Below are 18,683 nucleotides of genomic sequence, written 5' to 3'. Positions count from 1 at the left end.
CATAGGCGCTGACGTCAGACAGCCCATCAGTAAACTGGCACCGGGCGCGGATCATCGCGCCCACAAGGGTTTGAACAATGCGATCGAAGTGTCGCATCGGCCGACCCGCAAACGAGAGAAACTATTTGGCCGCTTCAAATCCCACCGGCAGGCTCAAAGGTTTCTGTCAGTACATGACCAGATCAACCTGATCTTCCGACCGCGCCGCTATCAACTTACTGCAATCGCATACCGCCACGCCCGCACTGATGCGTTCAACCTCTGGTCCGATTACACCGCCGAAATGGCGACATGATCCAACCGTTGCCAATGCTTCACAATCGGTCAGCAACAACTTGGCAATATCAGGCCTACACATCGTAGTAGTCTTTGTACCACTCCACGAACTTGGCGACGCCTTCTGGTACGGCGGTTTTTGGGGTGTAGCCTGTCAACGATTTCAGCAGGTCTGCGTTGGCCCAAGTGGCGGGCACATCGCCGGCTTGCATCGGCATCAGGTTGCGTTTGGCCGTTTTACCGGTGACGGCTTCGATGGCTTCGATAAAGGCGATCAGTTGCACGGCGTCTGAGTTGCCGATGTTGACCACGCGGTGCGGGGCGACGGGCGACAGGCTGTCGCCATCAGGCACAATGCCATTTTCTGGGCGCACAGGCGGGGTGTCGATCAGCAGGCGAATGGCATGGACGAGGTCTTCGACATAGGTGAAGTCGCGCTTCATGTCGCCGTGATTGTAAACATCAATCGGGGTGTCTTCGAGAATGGCTTTGGTGAACTTGAATAGCGCCATATCGGGGCGCCCCCATGGGCCGTAAACGGTGAAGAACCGGAACATGGTGATCGGCAGGTCGAACAAATGTGCGTAGGAATGCGCCATGTTTTCCGTCGATTTCTTGGTCGCTGCATAGAACGACATCTGGTGATCTGCTTTGTCCGTTTCGGCATAGGGCATCTGGGTGTTGGCGCCAAAAGCAGATGACGTGGACGCCAGCAACATGTGCTCGGGCGGATAGGCGCGCGCTGCCTCGAGCAATTCAAACGTGCCGATGATATTGCTTTCCAAATAGGACCGCGGATTTTCTATCGAATAGCGCACACCCGCTTGGGCTGCGAGATGGATCACCACATCGGGTTTTTCCTCAGCGAACAGATCCATCAACAGGCCAAGCGTTTCCACCTTATCGATCACAGCGCGGAAGTTTTCTGACTGCATCAACATCGCATGACGTCGCTCTTTGAGTGCCACATCGTAATAGTCAGACAGGCAATCGAGGCCAATCACTCGAAAGCCGTCATCCAAGAGGCGACGACAAACGAAAGAACCGATAAAGCCGGCCGAACCGGTGACAAGAGCAGTGCGCATTTGAGAAGTCCTTAGATCAGTCCGCGCCAAAGAGGTCGCGTGTGAATATTTTGGCGGTGACGTCTGAAATATCATCCGTGACGCGGTTGGCGACGATCACATCGGCTTCAGCCTTAAATGCCTCCAGATCGTTGACCACACGCGAGCCAAAGAAATCGGGATCCGTCATCACGGGTTCGTAAACGATGACTTCGATGCCCTTGGCTTTGACACGTTTCATGATGCCTTGGATCGATGACTGGCGGAAATTGTCGGACCCCGCTTTCATCACCAGCCTGTAGACGCCCACGATTTTCGGTTTGCGGGCGATGATTTGATCGGACAGAAAATCTTTGCGGGTGCGGTTGGCGTCGACGATGGCGCGGATCAAGTTTTGCGGCACTTCAGAGTAGTTCGCCAGCAATTGCTTGGTGTCTTTGGGCAGGCAATAGCCGCCGTAACCAAAGCTTGGATTGTTGTAATGCGCGCCGATCCGCGGGTCTAAACCGATGCCCTCGATGATCTGCTTGCTGTCCATGCCGCCGGCCATGGCGTAGCTGTCGAGTTCGTTGAAAAACGCCACACGCATAGCCAAATAGGTGTTGGCGAACAGCTTGATCGCCTCGGCCTCATCGGGATCGGTAAACAACACGTCCACGTCTTTTTTGACCGCCCCTTGCAGCAGTAAATCCGCAAAGACTTTAGCGCGATCTGAACGCTCGCCGACGATGATCCGGCTAGGATAAAGGTTGTCGTAAAGCGCTCGACCCTCGCGCAAAAATTCGGGGCTAAAGATCACTTGGGTGGTGTCGTATTCGTCGCGGATGCGATTGATAAACCCAACAGGAACGGTGGATTTAACCACGATCGTAGCTGTTGTATTGACCGAAATGACCAACTGGATAACTTGCTCGACCAGTGAGGTGTCAAAGTAATTGGTGTCGGCATCATAGTTCGTCGGCGCCGCGACAATCACGAAATCCGCGTTTTTATACGCCGCAGCCCCGTCCAAAGTCGCGCTTAGACGCAATTCCTTTTCGGCCAAAAACTGTTCAAGCTCGGCATCCACAATCGGGCTTTTGCGCGCATTGAGCATCTCAACACGCTCAGGTGAAATGTCCACGGCCACAACATCATTGTGCTGCGCCAAAAGCACGGCATTCGATAGGCCAACATAGCCAATTCCTGCAACAGCGATTTTCATAGGTTATCCATTTTAACTTAGCGCATATCTTCCAAAACTTCTGAGCTGCACCAAGTAAGCTACGGCCAGCCTGATCCGCCAAGCTCTAAACCTCAGAATCCCTCATTACGCAAATCATCCTATTGACCAGTCCGAAGCACCATAACTTTAACGGTTTGAAAGATGATCGAAATGTCGTTCCAAAACGAAACACGCGAAACATACTGCAAATCAATCTGAATGCGTTCGGCATATGTAATCGAATTACGCCCAGAGACTTGCCAAGGGCCTGTCACGCCTGGACGCACAGACAATACAGCATCTGCAGCTTCTTGATACTGAGAGCTAATTTCTTCCATTGTGACCGGACGCGGGCCAACAATTGACATCTCACCTTTAAATACATTGAAAAACTGAGGCAACTCATCGATCGATGTTTTGCGCAGCAGTGCACCAAGACGTGTAATTCTAGGGTCGTTTTCCAGTTTGAAGTCTGTAAGCCAAGTCGCTTTTTCAGCAGGGTTATTTTCCAAATATTCGAGCAGCTTTACATCTGCATCAGCCACCATAGTGCGAATTTTCCAGCACTTGAACTGACGTCCATCCTTGCCAACACGTTTGTGACCAAAAAAGAGTGACCCGCCATCCGACTTAATGAACGGCGCAACAATGCACAGCAAGACTATAACGAATGGAGCAACGAGAAGCGTGAAAGCAATATCAAACACGCGTTTAGAGAACATGGAGGTGATAGTGATCAAAGTGCTTTGTGTTTCCAAACGATCTGCGCCCTTAAACGTGTCGCGCTCGCCAGAAATGTTAGTCGAGATATGTGCCATCGAATTGCTCCAAGTCCTATCGAAAGTTCTTACATCAAGTGCTGAACGATAATTTTAATTACCACATTCATATGTTGAGTTCACCCACCTGTTACCAAATTATTAACTCTTCTAGTGTCTTTTTTTGCGAAACTTTTTTGTACTTTACGTTAAGGCACTGAAAACGAACAAAAGACATATTTCACACCTAACAACTATAAGGCGACTTGTTCAATTATTAGGCAACATTTGAACTTTATCCTTACATTAACCAAAGTTAGTCGCGATTCGTTTCGAACTTATATCGCGCCTTCGCATAGCTACAACTCTGGAATTCCCGCCTTGACCGGATAGGTGCGGATGATTGCTCATTCTTTTCTTTTTTAACAAAAGCCGCAACAGATCACTGCCCCCATAGATCAGTCAGCCCATATTCGGTAAGATCATGACAAATGCGCAGGCTGCGCCCAGAATAAAGTGCTATAAGATGAAGACTGATCCCGCCCTCTCTCAACTGCCCGCGCAGTTTAATACCCTAAGGACAGCGCACAGGACGGCGCGCACCGCTGACTTTGAAACGCGGCGGGCATGGCTGGATAGCTTGGAAGCGTTTCTCATAGATTTCGAACCTCAGCTGATCGCGTCAATGCAAGCTGATTTCACCCATCGCAGCCGCGAGGAATGTCTATCGCTCGATCTGGGTACATCCATAAGCCAAGTCCGATACCAGCGACGTCATCTGAAATGGTGGATGCGAAAGCACTATGTGCTGCCACCTATGACCTTTTGGCCTGCGCGCGCATATACTCAGGCACAACCGCGCGGCGTGGTCGGCATCATGGCCCCTTGGAATTTTCCGGTTTACTTAGCCATCGCTCCCCTTGCCGCAGCGCTTGCGGCGGGCAACCGCGTGATGATCAAACCCTCAGAGCTGAGCCCGCAGACATCGAAGGTCTTGGCCGAAGGGCTTGCACAGTATTTCAGTGCCGAAGTTGTTCAAGTGATCTTAGGCGGCGCAGATGTCGCCGCTGCGTTCTCTGCCCTGCCCTTTGATCATTTGCTGTTCACCGGCTCTACCGCCGTTGGCCGCAAAGTGGCGCAAGCTGCGGCGCAAAATCTAACGCCGGTGACATTGGAACTTGGCGGCAAATCCCCCGCCGTTGTCATGCCGTCTGCCGATCTGGATCAGGCGGCACGGCGGATTATCTGGGGCACAACAGTCAATGCAGGGCAAGTGTGCGTGGCCCCCGATTACGCTTTAGTGCCGCGCGATCAAATGGATGCATTTGTTACATTGGCAGAAAGCTATCTGCACACGTTCTATCCCAAAGGTGCCGCCAGCACAGACTATTGTGGCGTGATCTCCGAACGGCATTTGGCGCGGATGGATGATCTGTTGACCGAAGTTGAGGCACGCGATGTCAAAGTCATTCAACTTTCAGAAGAGGCCATCCCTGACGGTCAGCGCAAATGCGCACCAGCCTTGGTGATCGATCCGCCATTGGATTGCGCCATGATGACGCAAGAAATATTCGGGCCGATCCTACCCATTATTCCTTATGACACTGTAGAGCAGGCGTTGAGCTTCGTGAAGACGCGCGATCACCCGCTGGCGCTTTATGTCTTTGCGCAAGACAAAGAAGACCAAGACCTATGGCTTGAGCGCTCGACCTCTGGCGGAGTAACGATCAATGACACAGTGATTCATGTGGCCGTAGACAGCCTGCCCTTTGGCGGCGTTGGTGCATCAGGATATGGCGCCTATCACGGCAAGGCAGGGTTCGAGACCTTCAGCCATATGAAACCCGTTCTACACCAAGCCAAATGGAACGCTATGAGCCTGACAGAGCCGCCGATGACAGGCGTGAAAAAACGATTGATGAAACTGGCGCGTAAGTTGATGTAGTTGGATAGCGGCCCATCACCCTTCGAACCAACTCAAAAGGCCGCCCTCATCAGGCGGCCTTTTGGTATAAAATGATCAATAGGCTTACGTGTTGAACAAGAAGTGCATCACATCGCCGTCTTTGACGATGTAGCCTTTGCCCTCAGCACGCATTTTACCGGTTTCTTTGGCTTTTGTTTCACCTTTGCATTCGATGTAATCATCATAAGCAATGGTTTCCGCGCGGATAAAGCCGCGTTCAAAATCGCCGTGGATCACACCTGCAGCCGCAGGTGCGCCTGTGCCTGCAGGGATCGTCCAAGCGCGGGCTTCTTTTGGACCAACTGTGAAATAGGTTTCCAGTTTCAACAACTGATAGCCTTCGCGGATCAAACGGTCGAGACCCGCCTCTTCCAAGCCCATCTCGCCCAAGAACATCTCGGCTTCCTCAGCATCAAGCTGGGAAATCTCTTCTTCGATCTTGGCGGAAATCACCACGGCGCCCGCACCTTGTGCAGCGGCCATTTCAGCCACAGCCGCAGAATGCGCGTTGCCTTTTGAGGCATTTTCTTCTTCGACGTTGCACACATACAAGATCGGCTTTTGCGACAACAGCTGCAGCAAGCGCCACGCTTTGGCGTCGTCTTCATCCACTTGGACAGTCCGTGCAGGCTTGTCGTTTTCAATCGCGTCTTGAGCAGCAGCCAAAAGACGGTCTTGCTGGATAGCGTCTTTATCGTTGCCCTTGATTTTACGCACGAGACCAGAACGACGTTTGATGATGCTCTCAAGATCGGCCAGCATCAATTCGGTCTCAATCACGGAGGCATCGTCAACAGGATCAACGCGGCCCTCAACATGGGTCACATCGCCGTCTTCAAAACAGCGCACCACATGGGCAATCGCGTCACATTCGCGGATGTTGGCCAAGAACTGGTTACCAAGGCCCTCGCCTTTGGACGCCCCTTTGACCAACCCTGCGATGTCAACAAATGTCATACGCGTTGGAATGATGGTTTTCGAACCTGCGATTTCGGCCAAAGCGTCAAGGCGCCCGTCTGGCACGGCCACCTCGCCCACATTGGGCTCGATGGTACAAAACGGAAAGTTCGCGGCCTGCGCGGCTGCGGTTTTCGTCAAAGCGTTAAAAAGCGTCGACTTGCCCACGTTTGGCAGTCCAACGATACCCATCTTGAAACCCATGTCGCGTCCTTTTCCGTGTCGATTCCACGCGTATCTATGCGCCAATTTGCAATCGCGCAAGACCAACAGGCACGCTTGCCCATTGCACTTGGGCCAAAGATCGGCGAAACCTGAGCGCAAACGCAGAACGGAGCCTGATATGACACGGATCGACGATAAATTTGCCGCGCTGAAAGCCGCAGGGAAAAAAGCCTTCGTGGCCTATGTTATGGCGGGTGATCCTGACGAGGAAAAAGCGCTCGACATCATCAAAGCGCTGCCTGCCGCTGGCGTCGATATTATCGAGTTGGGCATCCCCTTCACCGATCCGATGGCAGATGGCCCCACCATTCAGCTTGCTGGCCAACGTGCGCTTGAGGCGGGCATGACCTTGCAAAAGACACTTGATATGGCCGCAGCCTTTCGCGCAGTCGACGACACCACTCCGATCGTGATGATGGGCTATTACAACCCGATCTATTCACGCGGCGTGGACACATTTCTGGCGGACGCGAAAGCGGCGGGCGTTGACGGCTTGATCATTGTCGATTTGCCCCCTGAGGAAGACGACGAGCTATGTATCCCAGCGCAAGCCGCAGGTCTGAACTTCATTCGCCTCGCGACACCCACCACAGACGCGCAGCGGTTGCCCAAGGTTTTGACCAATACCTCTGGCTTTGTGTACTATGTGTCGGTGAACGGCGTGACCGGCGCGGCTGAAGCGTCAGGCGACAGTGTTGGCCCTGAAGTGGCGCGGATCAAATCACACACGGATCTGCCCGTGATCGTTGGCTTTGGTGTGAACACGCCTCAGAAAGCCCGCGAAATCGCATCAATTGCAGATGGCACGGTTGTGGGTTCTGCGATTGTGAACCAGATCGCCCAAGGTAAATCTGTCGAAGAGGTTGCAGCTTTCGTGAAAGCCTTGGCTGATGGCGCGCACAGCGCCTAACGCGATTTGCGCTTCAATACGCACGCAGAATCAATATGCAAAGGGAGCCAACGCGGCTCCCTTTTTGATGCGACACGCGTTTGTTGATGCGACACGTCCAGCTCTGACTATAGCTGGCTTTTTAAGAAAAGTGCCGCCTGTTCCAAAGCATTGAAAGACGGGTGATAAAACTGACCGAAATGCGCAAAGCCATGTGGCATATTTTTGACCTGTGTATATGTGAACGTCACGCCAACTTGCGCCAATTCACCTGCCAACCATTTGGTGTCTGACGCCAAGCAGTCCAATTCAGCTTCGCACAGATAAGCAGGCGGCAGATCGTGCATATCAGCTTTGGACAAATCGCCATATTTCGGATCGCTGTGATCCGCGAGATACCAATCCCACATGCGCACCATGGCCTCGGTCGTCAGCCCATGATCGCCTGCGCCAAAAGCCTTGTGCGACGTTGTGTCAAACAGGCGTCGATAACAGCCATACCACAACAGCAGAGCCGAAATCACATGCCCCCGCCCCGCGTCGCGCAGACGCAAAGCCGCCCCCAACGCCAGATTGGCCCCCGCACTGTCACCAGCGAGAACGATCTTGGCATGGGGCTTTGTTTTGATCGTATCGTCAATAAGCTGCATCAGATAATCCAAGCCCGCAGGATAAGGGTGTTCGGGTGCAAGCGGATACTCGGGTCCCAAAACCTCATAGCCGGTCAATGCCGCCAGATCAGTCATAAGCCCACCATGCGTGACTGTATCGCAGGTCACCCAGCCTCCGCCATGGGCGAAAATGATCACCGCCCCGCGATCCGCAGATTTAGGCACAAAGCGCCGTAAAACACCAAGATCCATCACCTCAACCTGATCTGCCAAGCGCCCGACAAGCCCCACCCGCGCTTTGCGGGCCGCTTTGCGGATCATCGGCATATCTTCTTTAGCGTCGCCCACAAGGTTCGGCGCGGAAAACCGTTGCGAAATCTCAAGCAAAGCAGGATCGGGGCGTTTGGAACTTGTTTCAGTCATATCTTGGGCCAGCCATTTTCTAATCAGTTATAGACGTGTCTTTTCTGGAGACAGTTTTTGGCACAGGAGCGCCGCAACACAAGCGAAATCCACCCTTGGCAAAACGGGTTTCTCTTGCCCGAAAGGACAAAAACCACTACCTGAACCCTTCATATATTTTTGAGTGCAGCCGTGAGACCCCCGATGATCCAGACGCCATACTACCTCATCGACAAAGCCCGTCTTTTGCCAAACATGGAAAAGATCGCGCATCTGCGTGAAATGTCTGGTGCCAAGGCCTTGTTGGCGCTGAAATGTTTTGCCAGCTGGCCCGTGTTTGATTTCATGTCCGATTACATGGATGGCACCACCTCGTCGTCTTTATACGAGGTCAAGTTGGGCCGCGAAAAGTTCGGACCTTACAAAGGCAAAGAAACCCACGCCTATTCTGTCGCTTGGGCGGATCACGAAATCGACGAGGTCTTGCACGTCTCTGACAAAGTGATTTTCAACACAGCAGCACAACTCATGCGATTTGAACCCCAATCACGCGACCACACTCGCGGGTTACGCGTCAATCCCGGTGTGTCGACCTCCGACTTTGATCTGGCTGATCCGGCGCGGCCTTTCTCGCGTCTTGGCGAACACACGGCGGCGGGCATCGCCCCTGTCGCGGATTTAATCTCGGGCTTTATGTTTCACAACAATTGCGAAAACGACGATTTTGACCGCTTTGACGACATGCTCTGCCATATCGAGGACCGCTTTGGTGCGCTGATCAAGCAAATGAAATGGATCTCGCTTGGTGGCGGCATTCATTTCACCGGCGATGATTATCCGCTTGCGCGCTTTGCCGAACGCCTGAAACGCTTTGCTGGCGAAAACGAAGTGCAGGTCTATCTTGAACCTGGCGAGGCGGCGATCACGGGATCGACCACCTTAGAAGTCTCTGTGCTGGACACCCTACACAACGGCAAGAACCTTGCCATCGTCGACAGCTCCATCGAGGCGCATATGTTGGACCTCTTGATCTATCGTGAAAATGCTAAAATCAGCCCCAACATCGGCGCGCATGACTGGATGGTTTGCGGCAAATCTTGCTTGGCGGGTGATATATTTGGCGAATATAAATTCGAAAAACCACTTCAAACCGGCGACCGCCTGTCCATTCAGGACGCAGGCGGTTACACAATGGTTAAGAAGAACTGGTTTAACGGTGTTAAAATGCCTGCCATCGCCGTGCGCGAATTGGACGGGTCGGTCAATCTTGTGCGCGATTTTGACTATTCTGATTTCGTTGCGGCGCTGGGGTAAACCCGTAGGCTGCTCACACACCCAACCCACCAAAGGGGGTCTTTTGAATTGACTAAGAACGTACTCATCATCGGCGCTGGCGGCGTCGCTCAGGTCGTCTTGCACAAATGTGCGCAAAACAACGATGTGTTTGGCGAAATCCATATCGCCAGCCGCACGCTTTCCAAATGCGAAAGCTTGCTTGAGACTGTCGCAGACAAAAACGCGATGAAACAAGAGGGCGTTCTTGCGGCGCATCAAGTCGACGCGATGGACACAAGTGCAGTTGCAGCGCTGATCCGCAAAATTGACGCCGAGATCGTGATCAACGTTGGGTCTGCTTTCGTCAACATGACAGTGCTTGACGCCTGTATCGAAACAGGTGCCGCCTACATCGACACAGCGATCCATGAAGACCCTGCAAAAATTTGCGAAACGCCGCCGTGGTACGCAAATTATGAGTGGAAAAAACGCGATTTATGCGCCGAGAAAGGCATCACCGCCATCTTGGGCGCGGGCTTTGACCCAGGCGTTGTGAATGCCTTCGCGCGGTTTGCGATTGATGAATTCATGGACGAGGTCACATCTATCGACATCGTTGACATCAACGCGGGCGATCATGGCAAATATTTCTCGACCAACTTTGATCCAGAAATCAATTTCCGCGAATTCACCGGAACGGTCTATTCGTGGCAACAAGGCGCATGGCAAAGCAACGAGATGTTCGAAGTGGGCAAAGTCTGGGACATGCCTGTTGTTGGGCCATCGCAGGCCTATATGTCTGGTCATGACGAGGTACATTCGCTGTCAGCCAACTACCCGCAAGCCGATGTGCGCTTTTGGATGGGCTTCGGCGACCATTATATCAACGTCTTCACCGTCTTGAAGAACCTTGGCCTTTTGTCCGAGCAACCCGTTGTGACCGCCGAAGGGCAAGAAGTAGTACCACTTAAACTGGTCAAAGCTGTGCTGCCCGATCCATCGTCATTAGCGCCAAATTACACGGGCAAAACATGTATTGGCGATCTGGTCAAAGGCACCAAAGATGGCGAACCTGTCGAGGTATTTGTCTACAACGTGGCCGACCACAAAGACGCCTATAACGAGGTTGGGTCGCAAGGGATTTCCTATACCGCAGGCGTGCCACCTGTTGCCGCAGCGCTATTGGTCGCAAACGGCGCATGGGACACAAAAACCATGCGCAACGTGGAAGAACTTGATCCCAAACCGTTTTTCACCATCATGGACCGCATCGGCCTGCCGACACGCGTTCAAATCGGTGGACTGGGTGGCAAAGACCAAGCCTGGAACGCCTAAATCCGCACACAAAACACTCAAAAGCCCGTATCTTATGCGGGCTTTTGCGTTTCAGACCCGACTTTTCCGCAGCAAGCTGCGAAACATACGAAATTAGATTGCGCGGTATGGCCTGAATTGGTAACTGAACATAACCAATTCAGACCAAAGGGGTGCCTCATGGCCGTCATCACAAACATTGCTGATCTCAAAAGACAACACAAACGGCGCACACCAAAGATGTTCTACGACTACTGCGAAAGCGGGTCTTGGACCGAACAAACCTTTCGCGAGAACACCTCTGATTTTGATCAAATTCGGTTCCGCCAACGCATCGCCGTAGACATGACAGGGCGCTCGACCGAGACAAAGATGATCGGTCAAGACGTTGCCATGCCCGTGGCGCTTGCCCCTGTTGGATTGACCGGCATGCAATGTGCGGACGGCGAAATCAAAGCCGCGAAAGCTGCAGAAAAATTCGGCGTGCCGTTTACCCTGTCTACGATGTCTGTGTGCTCTATCGAAGAAGTCGCCAAGCACACGACCAAACCTTTTTGGTTCCAGCTTTATGTCATGCGCGACCAAGAGTTTTTGGAAGGGATCATCCAGCGCGCCAAAGACGCCAACTGTTCCGCGCTCGTTCTGACGCTCGATTTGCAAATCTTGGGCCAACGCCACAAAGATTTGAAAAACGGGTTGTCTGTGCCTTTGCGCCCAACAGTTGGCAACATGTTAGACCTCGCGACCAAATGGCGTTGGGGTATGGGCATGCTGGGCACAAAGAACAAATCTTTTGGCAATATTGTCGGCCATGCCCGCGGCGTCAGCAACATGGGGTCTTTGATGACATGGACAGCCGAGCAATTCGATCCGCGCCTCGATTGGGACAAAATCGCAAAAATCAAAGAAATGTGGGGCGGAAAGCTCATCCTTAAAGGCATCATGGAACCTGAAGACGCCCGCAAAGCCGTCGAAGTGGGCGCAGATGCCATCATCGTGTCGAACCATGGTGGACGTCAGCTGGATGGTGCTTTGTCATCAATCAAAATGCTGCCCGCGATCATCGATGCCGTGGGCGACCAGATCGAAGTGCATCTGGACAGTGGCATTCGCTCTGGGCAAGACGTGCTTAAAGCCATCGCAATGGGGGCAAAAGGCACTTATATTGGTCGCGCCTTTATTCACGGTCTTGGGGCCAATGGCGAAGCTGGCGTTACAAAAGCGCTTGAAGTGATCCACAAAGAAATGGATCTGACCATGGCGCTGTGCGGACGCAGGCATATCGAAACAATGGATCGCGAGACAGTTCTTGTGCCGAAAAACTTTGCTGGCGACTGGGCCTAATACACCTTAGACAACGAACTCTGCGCTCAACATCGGCTGAGCGCAGAGTTCATTTGATATTCTTACAAAACGAAATTCACACGCCTGAATGCTAAGTTGCGGCACGTTTTGATTTGATCATCAACACAGCCGGGATGATCGTTGCGACCAGACCTGCAACGATGACAAAGGCCACGCGCAACCCCCAGTGCTGAGACACAAATCCGATCAATGCAGGCCCAATAAAAAAGCCTGAAAATCCGAACATCCAAGCGCGAGACATCGCAATGGCGCGTTGTTCACGGTGCACAAGTTTGCCCAACAGTGAATTGGCCGTGGGAACAATCACCGCCATACCGACGGCTGAAATACCAATCCCCAACAAAGCAACCGTTTGCGTCGACGCAAGGGCCATCACCAAAGACCCGATCACGCCAAAAACGCCGGACCAAAGCACCACACGTTTTTCACCTAGTTTTTCTGTGAACACCTGCCCCAAAAGGCGCACGGTGAACATCACCAATCCCAGCGTGGTGGGGCCGAAACTGCCATGCCCGACAGCGCCCCCCAATTCGCGCTCGATGAATAAAGCCGACCAAGATTCCGTGGCGTTTTCGCCCACAAATGACACGAACAACATCACAGACACTGTCAGAATAAAGAACCATGGTAAGGACGCCGGCGCAGCGGCATCGCCCTCGTCTTTATGCATGGGCTTCCAGTTTTTTTCCCATGTCAGTAAAGACACTAGCAACAAGACCCCTCCCATAAGCGGAAAGACTTCGGCGATGCCCATACCAGATTGGCGCATCCAGCCCACAGCCAGCGCCGAAAGACCAAAGCACAGCGAAAACATCGCATGATTGACGTTCATCAAATGCAAACCGTGGCGTTCCTCAAGTTCGGACAGGCGCATGTTGGACGTGATGTCAAAACCAGACACCCCTGCCCCCAAAACCACCATCATCACAAACATAAACGGCAACGAATGCGCAAATACTGGCAGCTGCGACAGCAACGCCAAAAGCACGGCCAACACAGGCAGTTGATATTTTCCAAGCGCTTTCGCCACTTTAGGGGCCAGAAACATCGCCGCCATACCGCCGATGGCAGCCGTCATAAGGGCCCAGCCCAATTGCGCGTCAGAAGCGCCGACTTGCGCTTTCAGTTCCGGCACCATGGCCGAAAAGGTCCCCCAGTATAAGCCAACAATCCCGAGACCAAAAAACGGCGCCCGTGACACTTTCACAGCTTTCAAAATAGACATAGTACTCTCCCCCAGCGCGGCCCAAACGGGCGTCAGGTCAATTGTCGACCGCATCACTCAAAGCGCTTTGGTCAAGCTATTGGAAAGCGAAAAGTCATACAATACAACTTCGCGACCTCTCGGTTCACTCTTTGTGACCTTGGATTACAAAAAACTCTTTCAATTATAGGGAATCTCGCCTATACGCGCGACTTCACGCGGGTCTACAGCCTTGGAGGAGGCCCGCCCTAAAACATTGGAGAATTATTATGGCTGGTCAGATTCCTGATTTTGTAGCCACGGAACGTACGGGGACAGGCAAGGGCGCCGCTCGTCAAGCACGTCGCGACGGCTTGGTTCCAGGTATCGTTTACGGTGGTGAAGCAGATCCTTTGCCGATCAACATCCCGTTCAACGTTCTTTTGAAACGCCTCAAGCAAGGCCGTTTCTTATCCACTTTGTTCAACCTCAAAGTTGAAGGTCAAGAAGACGTTCGCGTCATCTGCCGTGGTGTTCAGCGCCACGTTGTTAAAGATCTTCCAACACACGTTGATTTCATGCGTCTTAAGCGCGATTCACGCATCAACCTCTTCATTCCTGTTGAGATTGTTGGCGAAGAAGAAGCACCTGGCATGAAAAAGGGTGGCGTTGTAACGCACGTTCGTACAGAGGTCGAGCTTATCGTGACTGCTGGCGACATTCCTGAGAAAATCACTCTGGACGTGTCTGCAGGTAACCTCGGTGATGTGTACCACATCTCTGACATCACGCTTCCTGCAGGTGCTAAATCTGTGATTGACCGTGATTTCGTTATCGCAAACATCACTGCACCAGCTGGTCTGGGTTCATCTGATGATGAAGACGAAGCGACAGAAGTAGAAGCAGCAGAAGCGTAAGCTTTTCCGCTCTTCGACAAAATTGAAACGCGGACCTTCGGGTTCGCGTTTTTTTGTGCGCAGCCTCAATCACCCGTAGCGTAACACGTCCTGTTCCCCTAAAATTCTTTCAAACAGGAGACCCCACATGAAGCTTTTCGTCGGCCTCGGCAATCCCGGTGCAAAATACGCAAGCAATCGCCACAACATCGGCTTTATGGTTGTTGACCGCATCGCCGAAGAGGCGGGATTTGCGCCTTGGCGTGCCAAATTTCAGGGAAAAGTGTCGGAAGGCAAACTCGGCAGCGAAAAGGTTGTCTTGCTCAAACCAGAAACCTTTATGAACCTCTCAGGACAAGCCGTGGGCGAAGCCATGCGGTTTTACAAACTTGAACCTGCTGATGTTGTGGTCTTCCACGATGAACTGGATTTGGCCCCCGGCAAAGCTCGCGTCAAAACCGGCGGCGGTCATGCGGGTCACAACGGTTTGCGATCCATGCACCAACACATCGGAGCCGATTATGACCGTGTGCGTTTGGGCATCGGCCACCCCGGTCACAAGGATCGTGTGGCAGGATATGTACTATCTGATTTTGCCAAAGCGGACCAAGACTGGCTGGATGACTTGATCCGTGGCTGCGTGGATGGCGCTGCGGCCTTGGCGCAAGGTGACAGTGCTAAATTCGGTAACGCTGTGGGTCTACGCGTCAATCCGCCACGTTCAAGCGGCGGCAAGCAGACTGCCAAACGACCAGAGGCCGCTCCCGTGACGGCCCCCAAGCCTGCCAAGGCTGCTGCACCGATAAGCGCACAGCCGGACGCCCGCAGCCCGCTCCAAAAGCTCAAGGATAAGTTCAAATGATCAAACCGCACACAAGTGAAAATGTACTGGGCGGTCCCTTGAAGCTTTGTTCGACGACACCGCTGACAGGCTACTTTCGCGATGGTGCTTGCAACACCTGCACTGAGGACACTGGGTCACATACCGTCTGCGCGGTCATGACCGATGAGTTTTTGGCTTATTCCAAATATGTCGGCAACGACTTGTCGACGCCGCATCCCGAGTTCGGGTTTGTTGGCCTGAAGGCTGGTGACGCTTGGTGCTTATGTGCTGGACGTTTTCTACAGGCCCATGACGAGGGCTGCGCGCCTAAAGTCAATCTAGCGGCCACACATATGCGGGCGCTCAATATTGTGCCTTTGGCAGTTTTAAAACTGCACGCCGTGGATGCGGCGTAGTCGCCACCTTCGTTAAAATGCAAAACGCGAGACATTAGATGCCTCGCGTTTTAAAATTTAAACGTCTCCGACGATGTTATTCAACGTCGCGTCCTTCAGCCCCCATTTCCATGCCCAAGTGACGCGCAACGGTGAAAATATCTTTGTCACCACGTCCACACATGTTCATGACGATCACGTGGTCTTTTGGCAATGTTGGTGCAATTTTCATCACATGAGCCAAGGCGTGGGACGGCTCAAGCGCTGGAATGATGCCTTCGGTGCGGCACGAGAATTGGAACGCCTCAAGCGCTTCTTTATCGGTAATGGACACATACTCAGCGCGTTTGGTATCATGTAGCCATGCGTGTTCAGGACCGATACCAGGATAATCAAGCCCCGCAGAAATCGAGAACCCTTCCAAAATCTGACCATCGTCATCTTGTAGCAAATAGGTGCGGTTGCCGTGCAAAACGCCAGGGCGTCCGCCAGTCAAAGAGGCACAATGTTCCATTTTGGAATTCACGCCTTTGCCGCCAGCCTCGACCCCAATGATGCGCACACTGTCGTCATCCAAAAACGGGTAGAACAGCCCCATCGCGTTGGACCCGCCACCGATGGAAGCGATCACTGTATCAGGCAAACGCCCCTCGCCCTCATGTTCAGGCAGCTGCCAGCGGACTTCTTTGCCAATGATCGCTTGGAAATCGCGCACCATTTCAGGGTAAGGGTGCGGCCCCGCCACTGTCCCGATGCAGTAAAACGTGTTGTGAACGTTCGTGACCCAATCGCGCAATCCATCGTTCATCGCGTCTTTCAACGTGCCACGGCCAGAGGTTACAGGCACCACTTCAGCGCCGAGCAATTTCATGCGGAACACGTTGGGCGCTTGGCGTTCAACGTCATGTGCGCCCATGTAAATCACGCATTCAAGACCGAACTTAGCACAGACGGTTGCCGTCGCCACACCGTGTTGGCCAGCGCCCGTTTCAGCGATGATGCGAGTCTTACCCATGCGCCGCGCCAAAATGATTTGGCCCAACACGTTGTTAATTTTATGCGCGCCGGTGTGGTTTAGCTCGTCGCGTTTGAGGTATATCTTCGCACCGCCAAGCTCGTTGGTCATGTTCTCAGCGAAATACAACGGGCTTGGACGGCCCACGTAATGCTTCCATAAATGATCCATCTCGGCCCAAAAGCTTGGGTCGGTTTTGGCTTTTTCAAACTCTTCCTCAAGGCTGAGGATCAATGGCATCAAGGTTTCAGACACAAAGCGCCCGCCATAGTTGCCAAAGCGGCCCTTTTCATCGGGACCATTCATAAAGCTGTTGAAAAGATCGTTCATCTGGAGGCTCCCAAAGTATGCCACACATGCGGCGTCATACGAAAATTCTTATCAGTCCCGAAGGATGTAGCGCACAGGTGCGGGGCGGTAAAGCGATGCAGCATTATGGTGGGCAAAATACTCAAACAAACGCCCGCGATCTGGGCATGGGCATTTTAAGGGCATCAAGCTGCGCGGATGGCTTTGATAAACGCGCGTATTTTAACAGGGTCTTTAACCCCCGGAGCACTTTCAACACCTGAGGATACATCCACCTGTTTCGCACCCGTCAGTTGAATGGCTTGCACAACGTTGTCGGGTGTCAATCCGCCAGCCAGCATCCAAGGCGCGTTCCAGCCACGTTTGGAAATGAGCCGCCAATCAAAACTCAGCCCATTGCCACCGGGCAAAGCCGCGCCCTTTGGCGCTTTGGCATCCACCAAAACCTGATCGCTAACCAAGCCATAGGCATCGAGCGCTTGGATGTCTTGTGGTGTAGAGACGCCAACAGCTTTCATCACAGGCAGGCCATAGCGCGCACGGATCGCTTTGACTCGCTCTAAGTCTTCTGCGCCGTGAAGTTGCAACATATCGACCGGCACTTCGCCCATCAGGCGGTCCAGCTCTTCATCCGTCGCATTTACAACCAAGGCCACCTTGGCCACGCCCACAGGCACATCTAAAGCCAGATCGCGCGCCACAGGCACGGATACATTGCGGGGGGATTTTTCAAAGAACACAAAGCCAAGGTACTGCGCGCCCGCCTCAACGGCAGACGCAACAGCCTCGGGCGTTTTCAGCCCACAAATCTTAACGCGAGTGTCCATGTGTCAGACTTATGCGTCGAGCAAAGCGAGCACTTCGTCGCCTTCTGATTTCGCTTTGGCGACTTTGAGCTTAGACACTTCGCGCGCGAGTTTATCTTTTTCGCGGCGATGCTTGGTGGCGGCTGCACGGTGTTTGTACTCGCGCATCCATTCCCAAACGAAACCGATCAACAGCCCCGCGATGATCGCGCCAAAAATGACGATGAACATCGGCAATGAGACTGAGTAACCAACACCCAAGTAGTCTGCCAACTCAGCGGGCAAAAGGTCAAGTGTCACAACGGCACGATTTGCCAAAGCAATCGTGATAAGCGCGACAGCAAGCGCCGCGAGGAAAACATAGCGGATGGTGCGCATTGGGCGCTCCTTACTCTTCGTTTAAACGGTCACGGAGCAATTTACCGGTCTTGAAAAACGGAACATGTTTTTCATCAACAGGAACACTTTCGCCAGTCCGTGGATTGCGCCCCATTCTGGCATCGCGCTTCTTAACTGAAAACGCGCCAAAACCGCGCAGCTCGACACGATCGCCTTTGGCCATAGCTTCGATAATTTCTTCAAAGATCGTATTCACGATCCGCTCGACGTCCCGTTGGTATAGATGCGGGTTGTCGTCTGCGATCTTCTGAATGAGTTCAGATCGGATCATGAAAAGGTCCCCCTAAAAAATTGGTGCTTCGCTTTTTAAGCATAGCTAGCTTCCAAGACTATAGGACGCGAATTTGCATCGTGGAATAGTTTCCTTAACGGTCAGGGCGATTTTTTGACCTCTAATGCGCTGATCTTGGGCCTAAATTCTGACAAAACACTGTTTTGACACCTGCGTCCGTCGTTTGGCGGCACAAAGATTTCAATTCGTGTCTTTGCGATTCGCACCTCTGGCGCAGATCCGGTGCTGATTTCAGCAATCTGGCGTCATGCAGTACGTC

Annotated in this window: 19 protein-coding genes; 9 read left to right on the top strand and 10 right to left on the bottom strand. The window is 52.8% G+C overall.

Annotation, left to right across the window (positions count from 1 at the left end):
• Nucleotides 1-295: DDE-type integrase/transposase/recombinase (locus KO503_RS00875; RefSeq protein ID WP_252730884.1), on the top strand; the 295-nt coding region annotated here is incomplete at its 5' end.
• 55 nt (nt 296-350) lie between these two features.
• Here KO503_RS00875 and KO503_RS00870 read toward each other — a convergent pair.
• From KO503_RS00870 to KO503_RS00860, 3 genes are all read right to left on the bottom strand, one after another.
• Nucleotides 351-1,361 (bottom strand): NAD-dependent epimerase/dehydratase family protein, encoded by a 1,011-nt coding sequence (locus KO503_RS00870; RefSeq protein WP_215989708.1) that lies wholly within the window; start codon nt 1,359-1,361, stop codon nt 351-353.
• Between the two features lie 16 nt (nt 1,362-1,377).
• Nucleotides 1,378-2,544, bottom strand: coding sequence for a nucleotide sugar dehydrogenase (locus KO503_RS00865; protein WP_215989707.1), 1,167 nt, complete (start codon nt 2,542-2,544; stop codon nt 1,378-1,380).
• 119 nt (nt 2,545-2,663) lie between these two features.
• On the bottom strand, nt 2,664-3,362 hold the full coding sequence (locus KO503_RS00860) for a sugar transferase (RefSeq protein ID WP_252730883.1): 699 nt from the start codon (nt 3,360-3,362) through the stop codon (nt 2,664-2,666).
• Between the two features lie 466 nt (nt 3,363-3,828).
• Between KO503_RS00860 and KO503_RS00855 the strand changes: the two genes are divergently transcribed.
• Complete coding sequence (locus KO503_RS00855) at nt 3,829-5,247, top strand: coniferyl aldehyde dehydrogenase (RefSeq protein WP_215989706.1); 1,419 nt, start codon at nt 3,829-3,831, stop codon at nt 5,245-5,247.
• 84 nt (nt 5,248-5,331) lie between these two features.
• Here the strand turns inward: KO503_RS00855 and ychF are convergent, their stop codons facing one another.
• Nucleotides 5,332-6,429 carry a redox-regulated ATPase YchF gene (gene ychF, locus KO503_RS00850; protein ID WP_215989705.1) on the bottom strand — a complete coding sequence of 366 codons (1,098 nt, stop codon included), beginning with the start codon at nt 6,427-6,429 and terminating at the stop codon, nt 5,332-5,334.
• 139 nt (nt 6,430-6,568) lie between these two features.
• On the opposite strand from ychF, the gene trpA reads away from it, so the two are divergent.
• On the top strand, nt 6,569-7,360 hold the full coding sequence (trpA, locus tag KO503_RS00845; protein ID WP_215989704.1) for a tryptophan synthase subunit alpha: 792 nt from the start codon (nt 6,569-6,571) through the stop codon (nt 7,358-7,360).
• Between the two features lie 107 nt (nt 7,361-7,467).
• Here trpA and KO503_RS00840 read toward each other — a convergent pair whose 3' ends face one another.
• A complete protein-coding gene (locus KO503_RS00840; protein ID WP_215989703.1) occupies nt 7,468-8,373 on the bottom strand; it encodes an alpha/beta hydrolase fold domain-containing protein in 906 nt (301 codons plus the stop codon).
• 186 nt (nt 8,374-8,559) lie between these two features.
• On the opposite strand from KO503_RS00840, the gene KO503_RS00835 reads away from it, so the two are divergent.
• From KO503_RS00835 to KO503_RS00825, 3 genes are all read left to right on the top strand, one after another.
• Nucleotides 8,560-9,666 (top strand): carboxynorspermidine decarboxylase, encoded by a 1,107-nt coding sequence (locus tag KO503_RS00835; protein WP_215989710.1) that lies wholly within the window; start codon nt 8,560-8,562, stop codon nt 9,664-9,666.
• A 48-nt stretch (nt 9,667-9,714) separates the two neighbouring features.
• Complete coding sequence (locus KO503_RS00830) at nt 9,715-10,962, top strand: saccharopine dehydrogenase family protein (RefSeq protein ID WP_215989702.1); 1,248 nt, start codon at nt 9,715-9,717, stop codon at nt 10,960-10,962.
• 159 nt (nt 10,963-11,121) lie between these two features.
• A complete protein-coding gene (locus KO503_RS00825; RefSeq protein ID WP_215989701.1) occupies nt 11,122-12,285 on the top strand; it encodes an alpha-hydroxy acid oxidase in 1,164 nt (387 codons plus the stop codon).
• A gap of 91 nt (nt 12,286-12,376) precedes the next feature.
• Here KO503_RS00825 and KO503_RS00820 read toward each other — a convergent pair whose 3' ends face one another.
• Nucleotides 12,377-13,531, bottom strand: a complete 1,155-nt coding sequence (locus tag KO503_RS00820; RefSeq protein WP_215989700.1) for an MFS transporter — start codon at nt 13,529-13,531, stop codon at nt 12,377-12,379.
• Nucleotides 13,532-13,779: 248 nt separating this feature from the next.
• Here KO503_RS00820 and KO503_RS00815 point away from each other — a divergent pair, with 248 nt between their 5' ends.
• The 3 genes from KO503_RS00815 to KO503_RS00805 all read left to right on the top strand — a co-directional run bounded on the left by KO503_RS00815 (nt 13,780) and on the right by KO503_RS00805 (nt 15,624).
• Nucleotides 13,780-14,406, top strand: a complete 627-nt coding sequence (locus tag KO503_RS00815) for a 50S ribosomal protein L25/general stress protein Ctc (protein ID WP_215989699.1) — start codon at nt 13,780-13,782, stop codon at nt 14,404-14,406.
• Between the two features lie 127 nt (nt 14,407-14,533).
• Nucleotides 14,534-15,247 (top strand): aminoacyl-tRNA hydrolase, encoded by a 714-nt coding sequence (gene pth / locus KO503_RS00810; protein ID WP_215989698.1) that lies wholly within the window; start codon nt 14,534-14,536, stop codon nt 15,245-15,247.
• Complete coding sequence (locus tag KO503_RS00805) at nt 15,244-15,624, top strand: DUF2237 family protein (protein ID WP_215989697.1); 381 nt, start codon at nt 15,244-15,246, stop codon at nt 15,622-15,624. Before pth ends, KO503_RS00805 begins: the two co-directional genes overlap by 4 nt.
• A 76-nt stretch (nt 15,625-15,700) precedes the next feature.
• Here the strand turns inward: KO503_RS00805 and trpB are convergent, their stop codons facing one another.
• The 4 genes from trpB to ihfB all read right to left on the bottom strand — a co-directional run bounded on the left by trpB (nt 15,701) and on the right by ihfB (nt 18,403).
• Nucleotides 15,701-16,948 (bottom strand): tryptophan synthase subunit beta, encoded by a 1,248-nt coding sequence (gene trpB / locus KO503_RS00800; RefSeq protein ID WP_215989696.1) that lies wholly within the window; start codon nt 16,946-16,948, stop codon nt 15,701-15,703.
• Nucleotides 16,949-17,112: 164 nt separating this feature from the next.
• Nucleotides 17,113-17,754 (bottom strand): phosphoribosylanthranilate isomerase, encoded by a 642-nt coding sequence (locus KO503_RS00795; RefSeq protein ID WP_215989695.1) that lies wholly within the window; start codon nt 17,752-17,754, stop codon nt 17,113-17,115.
• Between the two features lie 9 nt (nt 17,755-17,763).
• Nucleotides 17,764-18,111 (bottom strand): lipopolysaccharide assembly protein LapA domain-containing protein, encoded by a 348-nt coding sequence (locus KO503_RS00790; protein WP_215989694.1) that lies wholly within the window; start codon nt 18,109-18,111, stop codon nt 17,764-17,766.
• Nucleotides 18,112-18,121: 10 nt separating this feature from the next.
• Nucleotides 18,122-18,403 (bottom strand): integration host factor subunit beta, encoded by a 282-nt coding sequence (ihfB, locus tag KO503_RS00785; RefSeq protein WP_085848881.1) that lies wholly within the window; start codon nt 18,401-18,403, stop codon nt 18,122-18,124.
• Nucleotides 18,404-18,683 lie beyond the last annotated feature (280 nt).

This window comes from Pacificibacter marinus, from assembly GCF_018860505.1.
GTDB classification, from domain to species: Bacteria; Pseudomonadota; Alphaproteobacteria; order Rhodobacterales; family Rhodobacteraceae; genus Celeribacter; species Celeribacter marinus_B.
The sequence above is the reverse complement of the archived record's forward strand: the minus strand, read 5'-3'. Positions and strand labels throughout refer to the sequence as shown.